The following is a 23240-nucleotide window of genomic DNA, read 5'->3' on the forward strand; positions in this document are numbered from 1 at the left end:
AGGTTGTGTATGAAGTCTTTTACCCGCCAAATTTGAAATGAATTGGTAATAGAAGGGAAACCCCTATCATTTTTTCGCAACATGTGTCATCTCTTTTTCTTTCAACGGGATGGTCGGCGGTTCGACCTGCCCTTCGATGATGCCTTTGCGCAGGAGGACGTTTCGGACCGTCAACAAGATACAGACGAGGTCGATACGGTGACCCATGTGCCGGACGTAATCCCCGTCAAACTTCGCCTTCACCTCGATTGGGAGCTCATCGCGTCCTTTCACTTGCGCCCACCCGGTCAAGCCTGGTTTGACCGGGGAGACGCCTTCTGCGCGTCTCGCCTCGATCAAATCGGTCTGATTCCACAGCGCCGGCCGCGGACCGACAAGCGCCATGTTGCCTTTTAAAATGTTGACGAGTTGCGGGAGTTCGTCGAGGCTCGTCTTCCTTAGGACGCTACCGATCGGCGTGATGTGTTTCGTCGGGTCGGCGAACATGTGGGTCGGCACGTCTTTCGGCGTGTCGTCCCGCATCGTCCGGAACTTATAAATCCAAAATAACTTCTCGTCCTGACCGACGCGCTGCTGTTTGAACAGGACCGGTCCTTTCGAGTCGAGTTTGATCAAAATCGCGATCAACACGAGCAACGGTGCTAGCAAAAATAGTGCGAGCGAACTCAAGACGATGTCGAGTTTCCGCTTTTGATTCAAATAGCGCATCCCTCACACCTCCTTCTTGAGCGGACTCCCTGGAGTCTGTTTCCACACTTCACGCATCACATAATCCGTGTACGACAGCACGATGCGGAGCACCTTGTCGGACACGTTCGGCATCGCGTAGTCGGAAACGAGTCGCATCGGCGTATCCGTCTCCTCTAACACGCGGAGCGCCTGGAGGATGCGGTCGCGTTTCAAGCCGACCATCATCGCCGCCCCTTCCTCCATCGCTTCGGGCCGTTCGTGTGCTTGGCGGATATTCAACCCCTTCAGCCCGAGGATCGAACTCTCCTCGCTGATCGTCCCGCTGTCGCTGAGTACCGCTTTCGCATGGCTTTGCAAGTGGACGTAGTCGCTGAACCCGAGCGGCTTGAGCGTTCGAATATTCGGGTGCAGCGTCACCCCGGTCTCGCGAATCCGGTTGGCGGTGCGTGGATGCGTGCTGATGATGAGCGGGAGGTCGTACGTCTCGGCGATCGCGTTCAACGTGTCGACGAGATCGAAGAAGTTCTCATCCGCGCTTATATTCTCGTCCCGGTGCGCGGAGACGACGAAGTAGCCGCCTGCCGTCAGACCAAGTCGGTCGAGCACGTCCGAGCGCTCGATTTTATCTCGCTGGCGCGTGAGCACCTCGAACATCGGACTGCCCGTCTTGATGACGCGGTCGGACGGGAGCCCTTCTTTCAGAAGATACTCGCGTGCGATGTCGCTGTACGTCAAATTGATATCCGCGATATGGTCGACGATGCGGCGGTTCGTCTCTTCCGGCACCCGTTCGTCAAAACAGCGGTTCCCTGCCTCCATGTGGAAGATCGGGATTTTATGTCGTTTGACGGCGATGGCGGCGAGGCAGCTATTCGTGTCGCCGAGAATGAGCACCGCGTCCGGTCGTTCCGCTTTAAGCACCGGATCGACCGCGATCAAGATGTTGCCGATCGTCGCCATCGGCCCGTCCGCGGAGGCGTCGAGGATGTAGTCCGGTGTGCGCAGACCGAAGTCTTCGAAAAAGATCTCGTTCAACTCGTAGTCGTAGTTTTGTCCGGTGTGGACGAGGACATGTTCGATCGCCTCCGACGCCTCGAGCTTGGCGATGACGGCCGAGAGACGGATGATTTCTGGGCGCGTGCCGACGATGGTCATCACTTTGAGTCGATTCATAACGTTCCCTCCTAAGAAGTATGGTGAATGGATAGGATGCGGATCTTCACTTGGGCGAACACTTGATGGACGAGTGCTTTCTCGCTGTCATCAAACGCGAGGAACCACATGATGATGCCATAGAGGACGACGAGCACGCCCCCTTTCAAGGCGAAGGTGAACAGGTTCGACGCCGGGAACAGCTGTTGGATGCCCCAGCCGATGACCGTATAGAGCGCGAGCGCTGGAAGAATCCTCACGTGGCAGGACCGGAAAAACAGGGCGATGTCGAGTTTGAGGATGCGGCTGTAGACGAAGTTCATGTAGAAGACGAGCCCGACGACATTGCCGATACAGATGGCGACAGCCGCCCCGATCGGCCCGTAAATCGGTATGAGGAGCGGAGATAACGTGATGCTGATACAGGCGACGATGAGTGCGCCATACGCCCGATACTTCACTTTGTTCTCGGCGATGAGCGTCGTGTTGCCGATATCTTGTGTCAATGTGATGAGGCTCGGGGCGATGAGGAGGAGAGCGACGTAATACGAATCGTGAAACGCCTCGCCGACCCAGAGCCTCATGAACTCTTTTCCGAGGACGAAGAATGACAGGATGATCAATCCGACGATATAGAGCTGGATGCGGCCGATTCGGACGAACAAGACGGCAATTCCTCCCCTGTCGTCACGCGTGAGCATCCGGCTCACTTTCGGCAAGAACAAGAAACCGAGCGCCGACGCGATCGTCCAGACGTACCCTTCGATGACCATCCCGACCGAGAACAAGGCGATCGAGGCACTGCCGGCGAGCATCCCGAGCAGGCTCGGCGTGATGTTGAGGATGAAGCGTTGGGCGACGAGCGTGACCGTGCTCCATGTCATGAAACCGAATATGTCTTTATAAATTCCTTTGTCGCGTTCCCGGAAGTTCGCACGGACCGTCGTCTTCCGATGGATAAAGATGTATTCGATGATGAGCACGAGCGTGCCGACGAACGCGGTGACGAGGACGAGTGCATACAGCCCGTAGCCGAGGAGGAGCGCCGTCACCATGAGGACGACGGTTAAAACCTTCTCCGCTAAGTGAAGCGCGCTCGAGAACAAGAAGTACTCATGTGAGACAAGGATGCCTGTGAACGGTTTCGCCGGGAATGACATGACGATGAACAGACCGGCGACGACGTACAAGATTTTCAACTTGTCGAGCTCGGCCGCGGTCAGCCCCGCGTATACCGAGTCGAGGAAGAAATAGACGACCGCAAGGATGATGAACAAGACGAAGCCGATGACGGTGAACAGTTTATAGGCGACGCCGAGAAAGCGTGCCGCCTTATCCTCGTCCCCTTCGGCCATGTATTTGCTCATGAACCGGGATACGGCCGCGTCGAGCCCGAAGTCCATCGCGAACATGCTGATAAGCGAGATCGTTAGCATGTAGAGCCCGTAGTTCGCCTGACCGATCTCCTGGATCATCCACGGCGTATAGATCAATCCGGACAAGATGCCGAAAAAGATTTGCGTATACGACATCGCTGCCCCGTATTTAATTTTGCGCGTGCTCGCGGCCTCATCGGGCTCGACGCGTGTCGACATGTGTTTCCACCTCTCTTCCTTACTGCCAGAAGAACGTATACACCGGTGCATCCTGCAGGAACAACAAGACTAAAAGCGTCACCGCCGCGTAATAGACGAGCAATCGTTCGCGCCGCTCGAACGTCTTGATGATCTCCGGGATCATCAGGATCAAGAACAGCGTGAAGTATTGGACGAGCCGCATCATCGACGGGTTGATGAACGTGAGCGGCAAGAAGCATGCCGCGAGGAACAACGCGTTAAAGTAATGCGTCGCCGACGGATTGTTCGCCAAAATCTCGTCGCGCCGCCATAAGGCGACGAACAGGACGAACAGGAGCATGACGCTGAAGTTGATTGCACCTGCCCCATTCATGTAGTCATACGTGTCGTAGCCAGACAACGTCACCAACATCTCAAAGAACGGACCCCGAAACACGAACAAGGTGACGATGAAGCCAAGCATGCCGAGAATGTACGCTTTCGTCAGTTGCCGGTTCGCCAAGAAATAAAACGGCAAGAACACGAGCGCCGACTTATGGATCGTCATAGCGACGAGCACGAGGACGAGAAACAGTAGGAGCTTGCGGGCCCGGACGAAGTGATAACCGACGAGGACGACGAGCGCCGTCGCCACGGTCTGACGTAACCCCGTCACGGCGAAAAATTCATAAAACAGGACCGAAAACAACAAAAAGCTGATGAGCGGCTCGCTCGAATATTTATAGATGAAGTAACCGAGCGGTACCATAAAGAGGACAGCGATCAAGACGAGATACAGTTGATAGTCCGAGATGACGAACTGGGTGAGCCGCTGGAACACATAATAGCCCGGGTCCTCGCTCTCGGTGAAGACGATGGTAAAGAAGTCCCGCGTCAGCGCTTCTAGCGGCAACGGTTTCGTCGCAAGGAAAAGCGCTCCGTATTGCGCCGTGTCGTCCCCGACCGAGATGTGACGAAATCCCGACAAGACGATCCACTGGATGGTCGCGAACGTCACGAACCACCCACGCCTGTAAGTCGTGTCAGAACGCATGAGCAGCATCGCCCAGAGGACGAGCAGTGCGATGTTGACGAGATAGATGGTCATGAGGTCGCCTCTTTTCTAACGATAGATGAGGTTCGTGACGCCCCGATAGAGCGACAGCAAGTTCGAGATCAACAGTCCGTTGAACCGCAGACGCCCATGTTCGAACGGACTGAAATAGTCGCGCACGTCCCTGGTCGCGAGATACGCTTCACGCACCGCCGCCGCGTCTTCTTTGAACGTATGGCGCAAGATGATTGGGATGAGCGTACCCGCGTCCGGACGGCGCTCGACATCAAGGAGTAACTGGCTGAGATAGCGGTCCGATTCGATTTCGGCACGGTGGGCAATCTTTTTCGTCTGTTGGGCCCCGTGAATCCGGGACAGAACGAGCGGCTCATCGGTCAAGTAGTAGTCAAACCCGTCAAGCGCGAGCTCGACCCAACACATCCAATCTTGGATGAATCGGTCTTCAAGCGAGAATCGACGCGTTGCGAACGCCTCGCGCGGGATCAAGAGCGCACAACCGTTCAGGCTCGACGTCAACATCAAGTGGCGGAACATCTCACCCGCTCGATACAGCCCGGTGAACTTGCGCTGGTAACGCCGGATCAGGGCACCGTGTTCGTCGATGAAGCGGGTGCCGGTGACGAGGATCGTCCGCGACGGGTCGAGCCTTTCCCGCTCGATCGTCTCGAGCTGCGCCTCGATCTTCCGCGGGGCGTACAAGTCGTCATGGCTGAGCCAAGAGAAGTAGTCGCCACGCATCTCGTCGATCCCACGGTTGAGCGCGCTCGAGACGCCGCCGTTCACTTGCTCGATGTAACGGATCCGGTCGCCGTAACTCGTGGCGATATCCGCCGTCTTTCCTCCGTCGGTCGAACCGTCATTGACGACGATGACTTCGATGTGCGTATACGTCTGGGCCAGGGCGCTGTTGATACATTCAGCCAAATAGTTGCTCCCGTTATACACCGGGATGACGATCGAGACGAGTGGTTTCATAGGATATTCCTCACTTTCTCGTGTCGGAGCGTCGCATAGACGTCCAAGTAGTCGATGGCGCGGTCACGGAGCGCGAAGTGCGTCCGGGCCTGGGTGACGCACGCGTCTTTGTACGACCGTTTGCCACGGGCAAAGATGCGCTCGATCCCGTAATTCAAATCGGCGAGTCCCCGTGTCGCGACGACGACACCCGTGTCATCGGTGACGAGTTCCGGGCTCGCGGTCGCGTCCAAGACGAGCACCGGCGTCCCGCACGCCATCGCCTCGACCGTGACGTTGCCGAACGACTCCTGTTCCGACAAGTTGAGGAACACGTCGGCGAGCGCGTAGTAGCGGGCGAGCTCACGGGCGTCGTTCATCTCGTTGACGTGGATGACGTTGGCCGGGAGCTCGGTGGCGCCAAGCCGGCCGATCAAGAGAAATGCGTCGTTCGGACGTGCCGCCGCGAGGTCGAGGAAGGCACCGAGCCCTTTCGCCTCACTCCACGTGCTCGCGACACCGAGCAGCACCATCTTATCGGCCAACTGAAGCCGTGCCCGGAGCTCGGTCGCGTCGACCGGACGAAACACGTCGAGGTCGACCCAATTATGGATCCTCCGCAATACGGTAGCGTGTTGGAGGAACGAAAAGCGCGCCTCGGTCGTGATCCAGTCGGAGACCCCGACGACGGCGAGACGCGGGATCGCCGTCAACCAGCGACGTTTGTCGTCGAGCATCTCACTCGTCCGGTCGAACAGCCAGCTCGGGATATCGTCTTTGAGTTGCGGGCAGTCACCGCATCCGTGTTGCCACTTGTTGCATCCGACCGTCGTGTAATGCGTGCATTTTCCGGTGAAGAACCAGCAGTCATGGAGCGTCAACACGGTCGGGATGTCGCGTGTGGCCAAGTATTCGAACAACGTCCTGAGATGAACGTAGTTGGCATGCAAGTTATGGAGATGGACGACGTCCGGAGCGTAGCGCTCGATGTCACGGACCAAATTCTCCGTCGCGAGCTTCGAGCCGTAGCCTTGCCGTCCGGTGATGCGGGCGTGTAACGCATGCAGCTTCACGTCTACAGGATCGCCGATGACGTAACTCGCCTCGGTGACCGGTCCCGTCGAATGGGCGACACGTGTCTCGTGTCCGCAGTCGTGATGGACAGATGCGAGTTCTTTACAGATTCGTCCAGTGCTCTTCACGTCGTTGATCGCGTTAATATGGAGAATTTTCATCGTCGCCACCTCACTCGTACGCGTAATACTTATGCCGTCTGCTCTTCCGCTTGTTCAAGACGAGGCCGAGCATATGCGTCCCGGTCCGCTCGAGCTGTTCTTTCGCTTTCACGACGAGTTGGCGCTCCGAATTCTCGCAGCCGATGACAAGAATCGTGCCGTCAGCGATTTTTGCGAGCAGACGGGCGTCCGCCACTTGCATCATCGGCGGTGCGTCGAGAATGACGATATCGTATTGCCGGCGCACCTCGTCGAGCAGTTCGACCATCTGGTTAGAAGCAATGAGCTCGGTCGGATTCGGCGGAATCGGTCCTGCGGTGAGGAGCGACAACCGCTCGACGCCCGTCTTTTGAATGGCCCGCTCGAGCAAAATCCGTCCGACGAGAATCGTCGATAGCCCGGCTTGGGACGAGAGGTTGAACGTGAACTGCGCCGTCGGTTTACGAAGGTCGCAGTCGATGAGGAGGACACGCTTTCCGAGCTGCGCATAGACGACGGCAAGGTTCGCCGCGGTCGTCGACTTCCCTTCCCCGGTCGAGGCCGATGTGACGTTGATCATCTGTAGCTTCTGACCGATCGACGTGAACTCGAGGTTCGTCCGGATCGTCCGATACTGCTCCGAGATCGGCGACTTCGGGTTGGCGAGCGTGATCAAATCACGCTGCCCGTAATCAGGAAGATTGTCGTTCTTTTTTCTCAGGAACATGAGGGACCTCTCCTTTCCCTTTAGGGGTGTTCGTTTTTATTTTTTTCGATTTCATGTCACGCCGTTCGATGACCGGCACCGACCCAATGACGGGAAGGTCTAGGAGCCGTTCCGCCTCTTGTTCGTTTTGAATCCGTTTGTCGAACACATGGCGCAAGAGACCGATCAGCCCGCCGACGAACAAGCCGACGAACATACCGATCAGTGTATTGACGAGGACGTTCGGTGAGATCGGGGTGAGCGGCACTTCAGCCGGCGACAAGATGCGGACGTTGTCGATGCTCATCAAGTCTGGGATCTCGTCCGCGAACACTTCGCTGATGACGTTCGCCGTCTCCGCCGCCGCCGCCGCGTCCGTATGGGTGATGACGACGTTGATGACTTGCGACTCTTCCTCGCTCTCGACCGTGAGCGCGTCACTGATCGGGTCTGGCGCGTTCGGGACGCGTTCTTTCACTTCGTTCAAGATCGCCGGGCTCTTCATGATGACCCGATACGTATTGACGAGCGAGAGCGACGAGAGCACTTCCGAGCTGTCGACGCGATCGCCTTCTTGATTGGTCACTAAGAGCACTTGCGTCGAGGCCTCGTACGTCGGTTGGATGAACGTCGTGCTCACATAATAAGCAGCGAGCCCGCCAAGCAGGATGAACGGGATGAGCAGCCATTTGCTTTTTTTAAGTACCTCGACGAGATCACCGACGATCGTCGTTTGCTGATTCATAAATGTTTCCCTCCCTACAGACAAGATGGACGACAGAAATAAGGCATGAACCTACCGTAATACGTTCTTTCCCTGTTCATCTTGACAATCGGAGGGAATCATTTATCATTTTTTCGCAACATCATGTCATGTTGCCGTTCCGTTTCGTTCTTTGTCTTTTTAGGAACTTGGACCTAAAAAAAGACCGCCTCGCGAGGAGACGGTCGGTCAGTTCAGTTCGCGATGCAGTTCACGGTCGGTGATGTAGTCGGGTTCGAGTTTTAAGATGATGCGGTCGAAGGTGCGTTGGAGCAGGAACATGCCAAGCAACAGGACACCGAGCGCTAGAAAGAACGACGTCCCCGGTGAGCCGGTTTCAAACCACCCAAGCAACGCGTACAAGACAAGGAGGCCAAACAGCGTCAGCCAAAACGGGAAACGGATGAGCCGTTGATACGTCGCGTCATCGTTGAATGTACTCCGGATTGTCCCGAGTTTCCATTCACGCACGAGCAACGGGACGACGCCGAGAAACCCGAGTCCGATGAGGAGCGGTTGTGAGAGGTCGACCGTTCGCAGGAACGTGCTCGTCAGGAAGATGGAACCGGCTCCGATCATAATCGCTTTTGCTTTGCCTTGCCGTGCGTAGTCGACGAGGCGACGGATATGTTGTTCACGTCTCATAGTCACATCTCCTTATTTTGTCATGACTTTACATATGTGAACGAATCCGTCATGGTTTCAACCTTGTCTCCGTCTTTCGATCAGAGTCGCCATAACTCTAGCCCAATTGCCGTTCCCTCATCCTTCGAATAAATCGCTTTTACGTCATAGACCGTGTTTGCCTCCGGTTTTAACATCGAACGTAATTCACTCAACGGATAGTCAAGTCGGAACACTTTGTGACCGACAGCGACGATGAGCGCGTCCAAACCACTGAGTTTCTCTTTAGAGACGAGCGCTTGTCGATAATAGGTTTCCACATCTTCCGCATTCGCCACCGGATCGTGGACGAGCACTTCAATCCCATAATCTGTCAAAGAAGATACGATATCAAACACTTTTGAATTCCGTACGTCACTGCAGTTCTCTTTAAAGGTGGCGCCTAAAATACCAACCCGAATCGCTCCCGACAATGATTTACGACGAATCAACTGTTTGATTACTCGCTGCGTGACAAACTCTCCCATAGAATCATTGACGGCCCGACCACCTGAAATGATTTGTGAATGATAGCCAAGTTGTTCTGCTTTGTACATAAAGTAGTACGGGTCGACCCCAATGCAATGCCCACCGACCAGACCCGGTTGGAACGGCAAGAAGTTCCACTTCGTCCTGGCAGCCGCCAATACGTCTTGCGTGTCGATCTCCATGCGCTCGAATACCATCGCCAGTTCATTCATGAACGCGATATTGATGTCCCGTTGCGCATTTTCAATCACTTTCGCCGCTTCGGCCACTTTGATGGAGGGCGCACGATACGTCCCTGCTTGAATAATCGTTTGGTACAAGGCATCGATACGTTCCAACGTCTGTTCATCACACCCAGATACAATCTTTTGAATCGTCGTCAGCTTATGAACGTTGTCACCTGGATTGATTCGTTCGGGAGAATATCCGACTTGAAAATCACTGCGATACACGAACCCGCTCTCTGCCTCTAAAATCGGGACGCAAATCTCTTCCGTCGTGCCCGGATACACGGTCGATTCGTAGATAACCAAGTTTCCGGGCTTCAAGATGCTGGCAATTTGTCGGGTAGCTTGAATAATCGGGTCAAGGTTCGGTGTTTTGTCTGCATTGATAGGAGTCGGAACTGTGACGATGTATGTCGTGCACGTTGCCAACTCTTCCTTTGACGTCGTCAAGGTGGCCGACGTCTCTGCCAGCGCCCGTGCACCGACTTCTTCAGTGACATCGATTTTCCGATGATATGCGTCTACTTTCTCGTGGTTCGTGTCATAGCCAACGACGTCAAAATACTTAGCAAATTCGATTGCTAGCGGTAACCCGACGTAGCCTAGCCCAATGATGCCAATTGTTTCTTTTAACTCCATGTTGCGCCTTCTTTCTCATCACCATGTCGATATAGTTTTTAATGAGCTGTCGGACCATTCTCCGGCACGCCATAACGAAAAATTGTGGAAATCATGATGCTTTTCCCAATACGCCATCCACCGTGTCATCGTCTCGCCATCGGCCCACCAGAGCGATGCTGGCACACCGTCCTCGACGTAAGTCGCACGGAGTACGCTACTCGCTGGGTCCCGCTCAATCTTCGTCCCCTCGGGTAGCATGTCCAGGGCGTCGAGTTCGGTCAGCGATGTTACACGACCGTCTTTGAATAAAAAGCCGCCTGCCGCGAGCGCGACCGTCCAATCGGTACCTGAGGTCATTCGTTCGGATAACTGGTCAAAGAACGAATACGTCGCCTTCGGTCCTGGGTCGTCCGGTGTGTGGAACCCGTGCAAGTTATACGCCATGACGACGTACTCGATCCCAGAGGGCAGCGTAACATCCTCAAACGGGGTGCCCGGTTCGAAGATGACGCGCAGCGTCATCCCTTTTTCACGCAACCGTTCTTTGGTCCGTTCTAAAAATGCTATATAGTCCTCAAAACGTGTCGGCGGAATCTTCTCGAAGTCCATCTCGACTCCTGTAAAAGGATGACGCTCCAACAAGTTGAAAAGTTGTTGCCAATACTGCGCTTCAAGGTCTGGGTTGTCAAGGAGGTCAGTGATCACGCTTGGGTCCTTCTGGATGATCTTGTCATCGACGAATCGATCATTGACCACAGTCAAAAATATTGGTTTATCGGCAATCGATGCGGTGGCAAAGACGGTCTCAATCAGTTCCTTGCCCTCATCGGTCTGAAAGAGATGACCCGACGCATCGACGTAGCTCGTGAACAGCATCAATCGATTCAGTCCCGAGGTAGCCGCGACCGTATCGGTCACGCTCGCTTCGCTGGCCCAATCAACGAGCCACCATGACACGTCATGCGCAGGTTCGGTCTCTTGTGTTGGCGCTGACGCCTCCTCGCAGCCATACAATCCGAGCAGCGTCAGCAGCAACAGCGGATACATTATTCGTTTCATCACACGTACTCCCTTTGTTAAAACGTTTCGATAAAGTAATCAACGGTCCGGTCCCAACGCGTCTTCACTTGGCTCGCCATGCGTTCTGTACGTGTCGGCGTCGTGTCGTAGATTGACTCATCCTCTTTCGTAATCCTTAGCGCTTCGAACGACGAATCGTAAATAGCGCCCTCATCTTTTTGATAACCGGTCTCGGATTGAAGCGCTCGCCCCCCGAGTTTCACATAAAACGTGTCGGCCGGATCAGACTTTACACTAATCAAGGCTTCTCCATCTACCGAGACGTTCAATGTATCGGTGCCAAGACGCAGCTCTACTTGCCGATTGTTCGGCAACGTGCGCGGGTATTCCCCGTCGACGATCCGTGACCCTGCTTGCGTGTCTTCATACGTATATTGCGTGGCTTTGTTAAACGCGAAATCGGTCCCGTCCCACTTGATTGGGGCCAGCGCCACTTGATCGACTTCCCGTCGCTCGCCGTTCACTTCTTCATACAACGTCAACGTGTTCTTCGCGAAGACCAGGATGTGGCTCTTCCCGCTGTCGGCGTCCTGTAACACGATGCTCTGTTCGCCCATGACAGCTCCGGTCAACCGCATCGCCACGGTGGCTTCTGCTGGCACTTCGTCTTGCAATGTCGCATAGCCTTCTTTCCCTGGGTACGTGGTGACAATCAATTCGTCTTTCTCTGCCTCTAACACAGCGTTCGTCTTGCTAAAGCGCGAGGCGAGTGAGGTGTCCCCTTCGAAGAACGTGATTGGAAACGGGGAGTCTTGTTTCAGCTTCATCAGCAAATGGTTCACCGAAAACGACGGAATCGCTTGAATTCTCGTTAAATCATACACATCGGAATTCTGGTCGTTGAACGCGTTCCGATCCCGGTTGAAATGAATCCCGAACGTCTCGCGAATGTTTTGGTCATTGATTGCTTCCACGTAATCGTTCATGTTGTTATAGAGCGAATTCGCATGCATGATGGCATAACTCTTCGGAACGAACCCGAACGACTCTTCATAGATTGACTGCATGCGCGCATAGTCGTCTGTGATCCGCTCTTCCATCTCCCGTTTGGACTCGGTCGAGATCAAATACTCGTCTCGTAAATAGTCCATCAAATAATGGTTATAGTATTCAATCTCCGTTTTATCCGGGACATCATTTTCAGGGATGACCCCTAAATGTTCACCCTTGTCATTGAACGTATTGATATACGTCAGCTGATAGCCGTTCGACCCGAGCTCCCAATAACCGCTTTTCATCATCGGCGACAAGTCGCGTGGTTTCAGGAACTTCGTGTCGGACGTATCCATCTTGTCCGCATATGTGAACATCGTCGCGCGATAGTTCAAAGCCTCGAGGATCGGCTGTGCAAAAATACTGGAGTCGTTCCTCCCGTCTTCGAACGACAAGAATAGCGCTTTATCGGGAAGCGGTTTGCCCTTTTCTAAAAAGTCCGTCACTTGGTCTTGCGAGATCGTCTCAAAGCCTTGCTCTTTTAACAGGGTCAACTGTTGCCGCAACGTATCACGCCCCACATATTTCGTAGACTCGTTTCGGGCCACACCGAAATACGACAGGGCGACAAATCCGTCTGTATTCGTATATCCACTACCATCAGCTGGCTCATAGCGCTCTGTGATCCAAACGACGCGCACGAGCGTGATGACGAGGAACAGTAGGATGACGGCTTGAATCACCGTACTGATCCGCTTTCGTCGATTTTTGGGTGCCACATTGAATGATTTATTGCCCATCGTCGCGATTGTCTCCCTTCATCGCAAAGAACGGAAACGGTCGGCGTTTCGTCCGTCGCTCTTGCTTTCGATTCTGTTCGAGCACGTCTTGCGGCGTGTCCCGCGTCCCCCACGTCGACTTCCAAAACGTGACCCAGGCGACCGGCATCTGCCAAAGCAGGACGAATTCATAGAAGAGGACGAAGACGATTCCGAACGACCATAGTTTGCTCTTTCGGAAAAAGAGATGCGCAAAGCTCATCATCAATGCCATCAAGAGCAATCCGAGTAAAAAGGTCGTCGGGAAAATGCCATAGCGGGCCGGTACGTAAATCAAGTTGTACGTCACGACGATTGGTGCAGCAATCGGGACGATCAATCCGACGATGAAGAATGCGGCCATGAATGGCTCCTTGCGCCATACAAATCCGAGGGCACGAAGCGATTCACGCAACCATGAACGTTTCCACCGCATCTGTTGGCGTAAAAATACGCCCGTCTTTGATGGGACAATCGTCGAACACACGGCGAGATCTTGGTAGCTCGTCCGGTGCGTCTTCAAGATGAAATTCGTCATGCTACGGTCGTCTCCAAACGTGGCCGGGTGCCCTAGGAAACGTTGGTTCAACCAGTCCTCTGAATTTTTGAGGACGAGATCTTTTCGATAACACGAGAGCGGTCCCGAGAGACACGTCACACAATCGAACCACGATTCGGCCGCCTTCATGATGCGAAACGCGACGTAATAGCGAACCGTCTGCAGTTTCGTCAGGGCGTTCGTGAATTTATTCTCCACTTCGGTCCGTCCGGCAACGCCGCCCATTTCCGGGTCTTGGAACGGTTGAACGAGATTTCGAATTGCGGTCGGCTCTAAGAAGCTATCTGAGTCGACAAAGACAACCAAATCATGTCGTGCCATGTTCACGCCGACGACGAGCGCTTCTCGCTTACCTGCGTTCTCACTTAACACATGGAATCGCATCCTCGTTTTCGTCTTGAACCGTTTCCCGTTGGCATTGACCTTATCGAATCCATGTCTGACGCGTTCGGCGGTACGGTCGGTCGAGCAGTCATCGACGACAATCACTTCCAACTTTTCAATCGGGTACGCCTGATCGATGCAACTGATGATGGTCCGCTCAATCCACTCCTCTTCGTTGAATACTGGAATGATAATCGACACGCCCGGTTCATAATCCAGGTTAATCGGGACGTTACGATACAGGAGGCCGAAGACATAGCGACTGAGCAAAAACGTGGCCGCCAACAAACTATAAAAATATAAGAATTTATTGAAACGGAAATAAATGACGCTCTCCGCTCGCATCAATAGCACGAGCATCGTGATGAACAAGAGGAAGGCGCTCGCCATAAAAATGGATAGACCCCAGCGGCGTCGTTTGAAATACAGGTCGAGCGGTTTTTCAAAGATGAACGCCATGAATCGGACTTCTTCTCCATCAATCTGTTCAACGAAAGTCCGTACTTTTTTTGCCGGCATACTCACTTTCGCTTCATACCCTTCCGGCATCGCGCCGTCCGGAATCGTGAATTTCAGATGGACCGCCGCCTCGAACGCAGTTTCCTGTTCCCCTGCCGGCAGTTCAAGTAAAATCCCGGTCGTGGAGATGTTATGACACCGCAGTGTCGCGGCTTGTTTGTTGTATGTAACTTTAACCGGAAAATCAACGATATAGCGCTGACCTTCTAATTTCTTCTTATACAATTCATTCGGATTCTCGTTGATTTCCTCTTCGAGAAACCCACGCCGGTCAATTGCCCGGCGCACCCCTTCCGGATCCGGGATATTGGATAATATCCGTCTGTCTTGAAGCGGTTGAAGGATTGTCTCTTGTTGTTCATTCATCTCGTTCGCTGTCGTCGACAGCTCCCTCCTTTTCTAACATCGTTGAAATCGGTTGAATGGCGTATCCATCTCGTTGTAATGTTTCGATTACGTTCGGCAACACGTCTAACGTATGCGACTCGTCAAGGAGATGCATGGTGATGATGCTTCCGGGTTCGACTGCCGTCATAATTCGGTCGTATACTTCTTCCGGCTCGATCTCCATGTTCCAATCCCAAGATGCGATGTCGTAGAGCATGATGTAATCGACGCCCGTAGCCGTGATGTTGCGGGCTTGTTCGTCATTCATGATGCCTTGCGCGGGACGAAAATAATTGAGCGGTTTTTGTTGAAGGGCCGTCGTTAGAATCTTGTCAGAGCGCACGACGTCCTGTTGTAGCTCATCCGCTGTCATCTCCGTCACGACTTGGTGGTTGTAAGAGTGACTCGCGATTTCATGCCCCCTCTCTAAAATCAATCGAGCCAGTTGAGGATTCTGCTCGACACCTTTTGTAATCAAGAAGAACGTGGCCTTCACATCATAGCGGTCCAAGAGATCGAGAAGTTGAAGCGTCTGCTCCTCGCCGGCCCAATCATCAAACGTCAAGGAGACTTCTCGTTCATCCGTCTTAAATTGACGAATCACATTTGGCGATACGTCCGCATCGTTTGTTTGAATCACGAGACCATTCGAAGCGACTGGATTCCCGGTGACATAGCTTGTATCCTCCAGTTCTTCTAACGAAGTGAAAGCATACCCTCGCTCATCTATTCGCTCTGCCAACAAGTCGATCAACGGAATGATTTCTGGGTTCAAATAGGTGTTTAACTCAATAATCGCGCCACGAGAGACAAACCGGTCAATGTAGGCGAGCATTTCCTCAGCAGACTGCATCATTCTGTCTTTCGGATTGATGGTCGACGTCACGACACGTTGCTTCAATTGTGCGGCAGCCAACTCGAACGGCTCCGTGCTATCACCAGATTTCGAACGGACATACTTCGGCTCGAGGGCAAACCGTTCGCGTAACACTTGATCGGCCAAATAGATTTCCCGATAAGCCTCTTCATAAGACAATGCATCAGGTGCCACTAGATTGAGCGTATTGTTTTGAACGGAATGACCATAATCAAGGATTGTTTCAATGAGTTCAGGGTTCTCTGCCGCTTGCATACCTGGAACGAAAAATGTCGCTGTGATCTTGGCACGCTTCAATGCGTCCAACAGCGCTGTCATCGTCTGATCGTCGGCCAATCCATTGAAGGTCAATGCGATAGAATGGGTTGTCGTTTGAACAGTCGCAAGTGGCGGCTTTGCCTGTTGTTCCACTTGCGGGATGTCGAGTGATGGTTTCACGGTCTCACGCACTTGCTCTTCTTGACAAGATGCCAGGAGCACCGTACTGACTAATAGGAATGGGATGAATGCATAAAATTTCATAGAAGACTCCTTTCATTTTCGTCATGATGGTTTTTACGTACAGTACGTCCATCATATGAAAATGTTTCACTGAGAGAGTGAATTTTTTCAATGTTTGGTCAATACTTTAGGTTTAAAGGGCTAGTTAAAGCTGATACTATTCACCCACTCCATCGTTTAATATCTAGGTCTTTTCACTTTTTGTCTAAATAAATAAATCTGAATATTTGTAAATGTAAGCGTTGACATTTCGTTTTGACACGTGCTACATTTCAAGTATCAAATAACAACTGAATGGTTCCCTGCGCAGGAATGTTACCTTTAGTGGGCATAACCTGACTCGCGTCAGATCGGTATACGTCTCGTTACGTATCCCATCTGACACGGGTCAGGTTTTTTATTTGAACAAACCAAATTCAACGTAAAGGATGGGAATGGACATGAAGTACGAACAGCTCGCACGCGACATTATCAAGCACGTCGGCGGCAAAGAAAACGTCAACAGCGTTGTCCACTGTATTACCCGATTGCGTTTTAAATTGAAAGACGAAAGCAAAGCTAATACCGAAGCGCTCAAAAGCATGGATGATGTCGTCACTGTCATGAAGAGTGGCGGCCAGTACCAGGTTGTCATCGGCAACCACGTCCCGGACGTCTATAAGGCAGTCGTCGAAGTCGGCGGCTTCCAAAACCAGTCGCCTATTGAAGAAGAGGAAGGACCGAAAGGGTCACTGTTCAGCCGCTTCATCGACATTATCTCTAGCATCTTCACCCCTGTCCTCGGCGTCTTGGCCGCGACCGGGATGATCAAAGGGTTCAACGCCCTCTTCGTCGCTCTCGGTTGGCTCGACGCGACATCCGGCACGTATCAGCTGTTGAACGCCATCGGTGACTCGCTATTCTACTTCTTCCCGATCTTCCTCGGCTATACGGCCATCAAGAAGTTCGGCGGCAGTCCGTTTATCGGGATGGCTATCGGGGCGGCGCTCGTCTATCCGACGCTGTCGACGCTCACGGCCGGTGATCCGCTCTACTCCGTCTTCGCCGGCACGATGTTTGAATCACCGATCCACATCACGTTCCTCGGTGTCCCGGTCATCTTGATGACGTACTCGACATCGGTCATTCCGATCATCATCGCGGCGTTCTTCGCAGCGAAGCTCGAGAAGTTCTTGAAGACTGTCATCCCGGACGTCATCAAAATGTTTATCGTCCCACTTTTGACGCTTCTCGTCATCGTCCCACTCACGTTCATCTTGATCGGGCCAATCGCGACATGGGCCGGCACGTTGCTCGGTAGCGCGACGGTCGCCGTCTACAACTTGAGTCCTCTCGTCGCCGGCCTCTTCCTCGGCGGCTTCTGGCAAGTGTTCGTCATCTTCGGCCTCCACTGGGGTCTCATCCCAGTTGCCATTAACAACTTGACGTCACTCGGTGCTGACCCGGTACTCGCACTCGTCTTCGCAGCCTCGTTCGCGCAAATCGGTGCCGTACTCGCCGTCTTCCTCAAAATTAAAAATCAAAAAATCAAGACGCTCAGTATCCCGGCGTTCATCTCAGGCATCTTCGGGGTCACCGAGCCAGCCATCTACGGGGTTACGCTCCCGCTCAAAAACCGTTCATCATGAGCTGTATCGGTGGTGGTATCGGTGGTGCCATCATGGGTGTCATGGGCACGCAAGTGTATATCATCGGCGGACTCGGCGTGTTCGGCTACCCGTCGAACATCTCGCCAGAAGGCATCACTTCCGGCTTCTACGGCTCACTCATCGGGACGGCCGTCGCCTTCGTCGTCGGTTTCGTCTTGACGTACTTGTTCGGTGGCGTCAATCAAGCGGTCGCCGCGACGCCACAACCAGAAGTCACACCCGTCGCAGAAGAAGTGTCAGCGACAAAAGTCGGGCAAGAACAGATCCTTAGTCCACTCGCTGGGAATGTCGTGAAACTCTCGTCCATCTCGGACGCCGCCTTCTCGTCGGGCTCACTCGGTCAAGGCATCGCCATCGAACCGACGGAAGGCCGGCTCGTCGCACCAGTCTCGGGCACGGTGTCGGCACTGTTCCCAACCCACCACGCCATCGGCATCACGACCGAGACTGGTGCCGAGGTGCTCATCCATATCGGCATGGATACGGTACAATTGGAAGGCAAACATTTCAAAGCACACGTCACGCAAGGCGAGTTCGTCGAGAAGGGTCAGCTGTTAATCGAGTTCGACATTGAGGCTATCAAACGCTCAGGTCGTGCTCTCACAACACCTGTCATCGTCACAAACCGGCAGAAGATTGCTCCGATCCAGGCGACACGTGTCCTCGCGGGCGAACCAATCTTTGTCATCAACGAATAACGACGGGAGGGACAATCCCTCCCGATCATAGAAAGGATGGATTTGATGAGTTTTCCAAACGGATTTTTATGGGGCGGCGCAATCGCCGCGAACCAAGCAGAAGGTGCTTATTTAGAGGGCGGGAAAGGGCTGACGACGGTCGATTTGTTGCCGACCGGAAAAAAACGGTTCGACGTCATGTTCGGTGACTTACCGTCGCTCGAGCCGGTGCCAGGTGAATTCTACCCGTCGCACGAGGCGATCGACTTCTATCACCGCTATAAAGAAGACATCGCCCTGTTCGCTGAAATGGGTTTCAAGGCGCTCCGCCTGTCGATCTCGTGGGCGCGGATCTTCCCGAACGGCGACGACGCGGAACCGAATGAAGCAGGACTGAAGTTTTACGACGATGTATTCGATGAACTATTAAAACATGGCATCGAACCGGTCGTCACGCTCGCCCACTTCGACGTGCCGGTCAGCCTGATCAAAAATTACGGCAGTTGGCGCGACCGCTGCGTCGTCGACTTCTTCGAGACGTACGCGACGACCGTTTTCACCCGCTATAACGGCAAAGTGAAGTATTGGATGACGTTCAACGAAATCAATATGCTGTTGCACCTACCGTTCATCGGTGCTGGGCTCGTGTTCGCGGACGGTGAAGACAAGCAACAAGTAAAATACCAGGCGGCGCACCATCAGCTCGTCGCGAGCGCAAAAGCGGTCAAGGCGGCACACGCCATCAATTCGGATATGCAGGTCGGCTGCATGCTCGCGGCTGGTCAGACGTACGCCTACTCGTGCAACCCGGACGACGTCTTGGACGCGATGGACAAGGACCGTGAATCATTCTTCTTCATCGACGTGCAGTCACGCGGCGAATACCCAGGCTACGCCAAACGCTACCTCGACGAGCACGGTATCACGCTCCAGATGGAAGACGGCGACCTCGAGCTGTTGAAAGAATACACGGTCGACTATATCGGCTTCAGCTATTACGCGAGCCGGACGACGAGCACCGACCCCGAGATCAACAAATCGACCGAAGGGAACATCTTCAGCTCGCTCGAGAACCCGTTCCTTGAGAAGTCGGAATGGGGCTGGACGATCGACCCGACCGGCTTCCGCATCACAGCGAACCAGTTGTACGACCGCTATCAAAAGCCACTGTTCGTTGTCGAGAACGGACTCGGGGCCGTCGATACGCCAGATTCGAACGGCTACGTCGAAGACGATTACCGCATCGACTATATGGCGAAACATATCGAGCAGATGCACGAGGCCATCAAGGACGGCGTCGAGATCCTCGGCTACACGAGCTGGGGGCCAATCGACTTGGTCAGCGCCTCCACCGGCGAGATGAAGAAACGCTACGGCTTCATCTATGTCGACAAAGATAATGAAGGAAACGGGTCGCTCACCCGCTCGAAGAAGAAGAGTTTTGATTGGTACAAACAAGTCATCGCGACGAATGGGACCAATCTGACGTCCTCTGCCCAAACCACATAAGCACCAACAGTCGAACCGGTCCCAGTGATCGGTTCGACTTTTTTGTCAAAAGATTTTTACCGTAAACGCTTGCATAAAAATATTTTTCATAATATGATTCAGGTGAAAATAATTTTAAGGGGGATTTATCTCATGTCACGTTTATTTGAACGGGCACAACAATTCGGGAAATCATTTATGCTGCCCATCGCTGTCTTACCGGCAGCGGGACTCTTACTCGGGATCGGAGGGGCGCTCTCGAACCCGAACACGGTCCAGGCGTATCCATTCCTCGACATCACCTGGCTTCAGCATTTATTCACCATCATGGCCGCAGCCGGGTCGATCGTCTTCGCCAACTTGGCTGTCCTGTTCGCGATCGGAGTCGCGGTCGGGCTCGCCAAATCGGATAAAGGGACAGCGGGACTCGCCGCAATGCTCGGTTATCTGATTATGAACGCCACCATCAACGCCATGCTTCAAATCACGGGTGAATTGATGGAAACGGATCTCGCCAGTGCCGGCCAAGGGATGGCGCTCGGGATTCAAACGCTCGAGACCGGTGTCTTCGGCGGGATTTTGATCGGGATTGTGACGGCGCTCTTGCATAACCGTTACAACAAGCAAGTACTGCCGCAGTTCCTAGGCTTCTTTAGTGGATCGCGCTTCGTTCCAATCATCACATCGTTCGTCGCCATCGGTGTCGGAATCGCACTTTACTTCATCTGGCCGACCGTGCAGAGCGGCATCTTCTCGCTCGGTGGACTTGTCGACAAGACAGGCTATATCGGGACGTTCATCTACGGGTTCGTCCTCCGTATGCTTGGACCGTTCGGGTTGCACCACATCTTCTACATCCCATTTTGGACGACCGGCCTCGGGGGCTCACTGGTTATCGACGGGACTTTGATTGAAGGGACGCAGAAGATCTTCTTCGCCCAGCTCGCCGACCCGAGCACGACCCAGTTCTATGAAGGGACGGCCCGCTTCATGTCAGGTCGCTTCATTACGATGATGTTCGGTCTCCTCGGTGCCGCACTAGCCATGTATCACTGTGCGAAACCAGAACAGAAAAAAGTCGTCTTCGGTCTCTTGTTCTCAGCGGCGCTCACGTCGTTCTTGACGGGAATCACGGAACCGCTCGAGTTCGCCTTCTTGTTCGTGGCACCGGTCCTCTACTTGGTCCACGCCATCTTTGACGGACTCGCCTTCATGATGGCCCACATCTTCGAGATCACGATTGGTCAAACGTTCTCAGGCGGGTTCATCGACTTTATCTTATTCGGGGTTTTACAGGGAAATGACAAGACGAACTGGATGCTCGTACCGGTCATCGGTGCCTTCTGGTTCTTGCTCTACTACGTGACGTTCCGCTTCCTTATCACGAAGTTCAACTTCATGACGCCAGGTCGCTCGGATGAGACAGCTGTTAAGACAGCCGACGTCGATGCATCAGACCGTACGACAGCAATCATCGCAGCACTCGGTGGCGATGCCAATATCGACACGGTCGACTGCTGTGCGACACGCCTCCGCGTCACCGTCAACGACCACCAACACGTCCGTGAGGATTTGTTGAAGGCGACGGGCGCCCACGGGGTCGTGCAAAAAGGAAATGGGATTCAAGTAATTTACGGTCCTTCTGTTACAATTATTAAGAATGAAGTCCAAGAGGCGTTAGGCCGGGGCGAATAACGAATTGTGTTGGAGGGAACAGCCGTGTGGGAACAAATGAAAGACGTCTATCCAGAGATGACGGACAGTGAGAAGAAGATTGCCGATTACCTCATGACGAATATGAACGACGCCATCGAGTTAACGATCACCGAGTTGGCGCAAGCCATCCAGACGTCACCTGGGACCGTGACCCGGTTCTGTAAAACGATCGGGGTCGGAAGCTATTCGGCACTGAAGCTCATGATGCAAAAGACATTGACGGAAACGAACTTGCCCCAGACGGCGACGTCGCTCGAACCGATGCAACGGTCGTATATCGAATTGATTCAGACGACCGCTCACTTGATCGATCAAGACGAGCTGTTAGCCATCTGCGACCATATCCGAGGTTGCCGCTCGGTCCATCTATACGGACTCGGTAACGCCGGGCTCGTCGCCCAAGAGATGGAGTACCGCTTGCGGCGCATGGGATTGCTCGCGACGACGGCGTTCGATAGCCACAGCATGGTCATGGACGCCTCGATTGTGACGAAAGACGACTTGATTATCGCCTTCTCGAACAGCGGTGAGAGCCGAGAGGTCGTCCAAGCCGTCCAGCTCGCCAAAGAATCGGGCTGTACGACCGTCGCTTTCGTCGGTTATCAGCACTCCCCTCTCGCCGAGCTTGTCGACCATCGACTGTTGACGGCCGGCGCGTCGGGTGAGGCGTTCTTAATCAACACACAACTCCCGCTCCTCTTCACAGCGGACGCGGTGACGAAGACATTGATGGAAACGAATGAAGACTTAAAAGCGCATTATTTAAAGACATTGAAAGCGCTCGATCGATTAAAAGAAAGAAGTGATTAAGATGACGAATTTACCAACCGGATTGATTGTCTCGTGCCAAGCACTCGAGAATGAGCCGCTCCATAGCGATTTCATCATGGGTCGGATGGCAATCGCGGCCGTCCAAGGCGGCGCCAAAGGCATCCGGGCCAATTCGGCGAAAGATATTCGTGAAATCAAACAGCAAGTGAACGTCCCGATCATCGGGATCGTCAAACGCGACTATGCGGACAGCGACGTGTTTATCACCGCGACAATGCAGGAAGTCGAAGAATTGATCGAGGTCGGCGTCGACGTGATTGCCCTCGATGCGACGCAACGATTGCGTCCTGGCAACATGACACTACAAGAACTCGTCCACGCCATCCGTTCGATTTATCCGAACCAACTCCTCATGGCTGACTGCGCGACGCTTGAGGATTGTATCGAAGCGGACCGACTCGGCTTCGACTATATCTCGACGACGCTTCACGGCTATACGGCCGAGACGAACGGCTCGCTCCTCTTCCACGACGACTTCAAGTTTTTGAAAGACGTGCTCGACCGCGTCACGCAACCGGTCGTCGCCGAAGGTAACATCTTGACGCCGGAGATGGCGAAACGCTGCATGGACCTCGGCACTCACGCCGTCGTCGTCGGTGGAGCCATCACGCGTCCACAACAGATCACGGCGCGGTTTGAGGCTGCTTTAGCCATACACTCTGAAAGTTCAATATAAGTGCCTGTCCTCTCCCCTTATCACTATTAAGAATC

18 protein-coding genes and 1 pseudogene are annotated in these 23240 nt (G+C 53.6%); 5 read left to right on the plus strand and 14 right to left on the minus strand.

Annotation, left to right across the window (positions count from 1 at the left end; genetic code table 11):
* Positions 1 to 66 precede the first annotated feature (66 nt).
* The 14 genes from A6395_RS05465 to A6395_RS05530 all read right to left on the minus strand — a co-directional run bounded on the left by A6395_RS05465 (position 67) and on the right by A6395_RS05530 (position 16189).
* Entirely contained in the window at positions 67 to 708 is a 642-nt protein-coding gene (locus A6395_RS05465; RefSeq protein ID WP_071398223.1) for a sugar transferase, read from the minus strand.
* Positions 709 to 711: 3 nt separating this feature from the next.
* Positions 712 to 1863: a non-hydrolyzing UDP-N-acetylglucosamine 2-epimerase gene (gene wecB / locus A6395_RS05470; RefSeq protein ID WP_071398224.1), complete on the minus strand. Its 1152-nt coding sequence runs from the start codon at positions 1861 to 1863 to the stop codon at positions 712 to 714.
* A gap of 11 nt (positions 1864 to 1874) precedes the next feature.
* Complete coding sequence (locus A6395_RS05475) at positions 1875 to 3437, minus strand: oligosaccharide flippase family protein (protein WP_071398225.1); 1563 nt, start codon at positions 3435 to 3437, stop codon at positions 1875 to 1877.
* A 19-nt stretch (positions 3438 to 3456) separates the two neighbouring features.
* Positions 3457 to 4506 carry an EpsG family protein gene (locus A6395_RS05480; protein ID WP_071398226.1) on the minus strand — a complete coding sequence of 350 codons (1050 nt, stop codon included), beginning with the start codon at positions 4504 to 4506 and terminating at the stop codon, positions 3457 to 3459.
* Positions 4507 to 4521: 15 nt separating this feature from the next.
* The gene (locus A6395_RS05485) at positions 4522 to 5448 is read right to left on the minus strand and encodes a glycosyltransferase family 2 protein (RefSeq protein WP_071398227.1); all 927 of its coding nucleotides are present in this window, start codon (positions 5446 to 5448) and stop codon (positions 4522 to 4524) included.
* Positions 5445 to 6662 carry a glycosyltransferase gene (locus A6395_RS05490; protein ID WP_071398228.1) on the minus strand — a complete coding sequence of 406 codons (1218 nt, stop codon included), beginning with the start codon at positions 6660 to 6662 and terminating at the stop codon, positions 5445 to 5447. Before A6395_RS05490 ends, A6395_RS05485 begins: the two co-directional genes overlap by 4 nt.
* Before the next feature lie 10 nt (positions 6663 to 6672).
* On the minus strand, positions 6673 to 7368 hold the full coding sequence (locus tag A6395_RS05495; protein ID WP_071398229.1) for a CpsD/CapB family tyrosine-protein kinase: 696 nt from the start codon (positions 7366 to 7368) through the stop codon (positions 6673 to 6675).
* The gene (locus A6395_RS05500; RefSeq protein WP_071398230.1) at positions 7334 to 8092 is read right to left on the minus strand and encodes a YveK family protein; all 759 of its coding nucleotides are present in this window, start codon (positions 8090 to 8092) and stop codon (positions 7334 to 7336) included. Before A6395_RS05500 ends, A6395_RS05495 begins: the two co-directional genes overlap by 35 nt.
* Positions 8093 to 8299: 207 nt before the next feature.
* Positions 8300 to 8755, minus strand: a complete 456-nt coding sequence (locus tag A6395_RS05505) for a hypothetical protein (protein WP_071398231.1) — start codon at positions 8753 to 8755, stop codon at positions 8300 to 8302.
* A gap of 80 nt (positions 8756 to 8835) precedes the next feature.
* On the minus strand, positions 8836 to 10128 hold the full coding sequence (locus A6395_RS05510; protein ID WP_071398232.1) for a nucleotide sugar dehydrogenase: 1293 nt from the start codon (positions 10126 to 10128) through the stop codon (positions 8836 to 8838).
* A gap of 18 nt (positions 10129 to 10146) precedes the next feature.
* Positions 10147 to 11169: a glycoside hydrolase family 18 protein gene (locus A6395_RS05515; RefSeq protein ID WP_071398233.1), complete on the minus strand. Its 1023-nt coding sequence runs from the start codon at positions 11167 to 11169 to the stop codon at positions 10147 to 10149.
* Positions 11170 to 11186: 17 nt separating this feature from the next.
* Positions 11187 to 12902 carry a polysaccharide deacetylase family protein gene (locus A6395_RS05520; protein ID WP_252100515.1) on the minus strand — a complete coding sequence of 572 codons (1716 nt, stop codon included), beginning with the start codon at positions 12900 to 12902 and terminating at the stop codon, positions 11187 to 11189.
* Between the two features lie 10 nt (positions 12903 to 12912).
* On the minus strand, positions 12913 to 14769 hold the full coding sequence (locus tag A6395_RS05525) for a glycosyltransferase family 2 protein (protein WP_071398235.1): 1857 nt from the start codon (positions 14767 to 14769) through the stop codon (positions 12913 to 12915).
* Positions 14762 to 16189, minus strand: a complete 1428-nt coding sequence (locus tag A6395_RS05530) for a polysaccharide deacetylase family protein (RefSeq protein ID WP_084812957.1) — start codon at positions 16187 to 16189, stop codon at positions 14762 to 14764. Before A6395_RS05530 ends, A6395_RS05525 begins: the two co-directional genes overlap by 8 nt.
* A 419-nt stretch (positions 16190 to 16608) precedes the next feature.
* On the opposite strand from A6395_RS05530, the pseudogene A6395_RS05535 reads away from it, so the two are divergent.
* From A6395_RS05535 to A6395_RS05555, 5 genes and pseudogenes are all read left to right on the plus strand, one after another.
* A pseudogene (locus A6395_RS05535) lies at positions 16609 to 18515 on the plus strand (beta-glucoside-specific PTS transporter subunit IIABC).
* A gap of 36 nt (positions 18516 to 18551) precedes the next feature.
* Entirely contained in the window at positions 18552 to 20003 is a 1452-nt protein-coding gene (locus tag A6395_RS05540) for a 6-phospho-beta-glucosidase (RefSeq protein ID WP_071398236.1), read from the plus strand.
* 132 nt (positions 20004 to 20135) lie between these two features.
* A complete protein-coding gene (locus A6395_RS05545) occupies positions 20136 to 21677 on the plus strand; it encodes a maltose/glucose-specific PTS transporter subunit IIC (RefSeq protein ID WP_071398237.1) in 1542 nt (513 codons plus the stop codon).
* 24 nt (positions 21678 to 21701) lie between these two features.
* Positions 21702 to 22508 carry a MurR/RpiR family transcriptional regulator gene (locus A6395_RS05550; protein ID WP_071398238.1) on the plus strand — a complete coding sequence of 269 codons (807 nt, stop codon included), beginning with the start codon at positions 21702 to 21704 and terminating at the stop codon, positions 22506 to 22508.
* A 1-nt stretch (position 22509) separates the two neighbouring features.
* Positions 22510 to 23205, plus strand: a complete 696-nt coding sequence (locus A6395_RS05555) for an N-acetylmannosamine-6-phosphate 2-epimerase (RefSeq protein ID WP_071398239.1) — start codon at positions 22510 to 22512, stop codon at positions 23203 to 23205.
* The last annotated feature ends 35 nt before the right edge of the window (positions 23206 to 23240 follow it).

Origin of the sequence: Exiguobacterium sp. SH31, assembly GCF_001816105.1 — a bacterium.
GTDB lineage: Bacteria > Bacillota > Bacilli > Exiguobacteriales > Exiguobacteriaceae > Exiguobacterium > Exiguobacterium aurantiacum_A.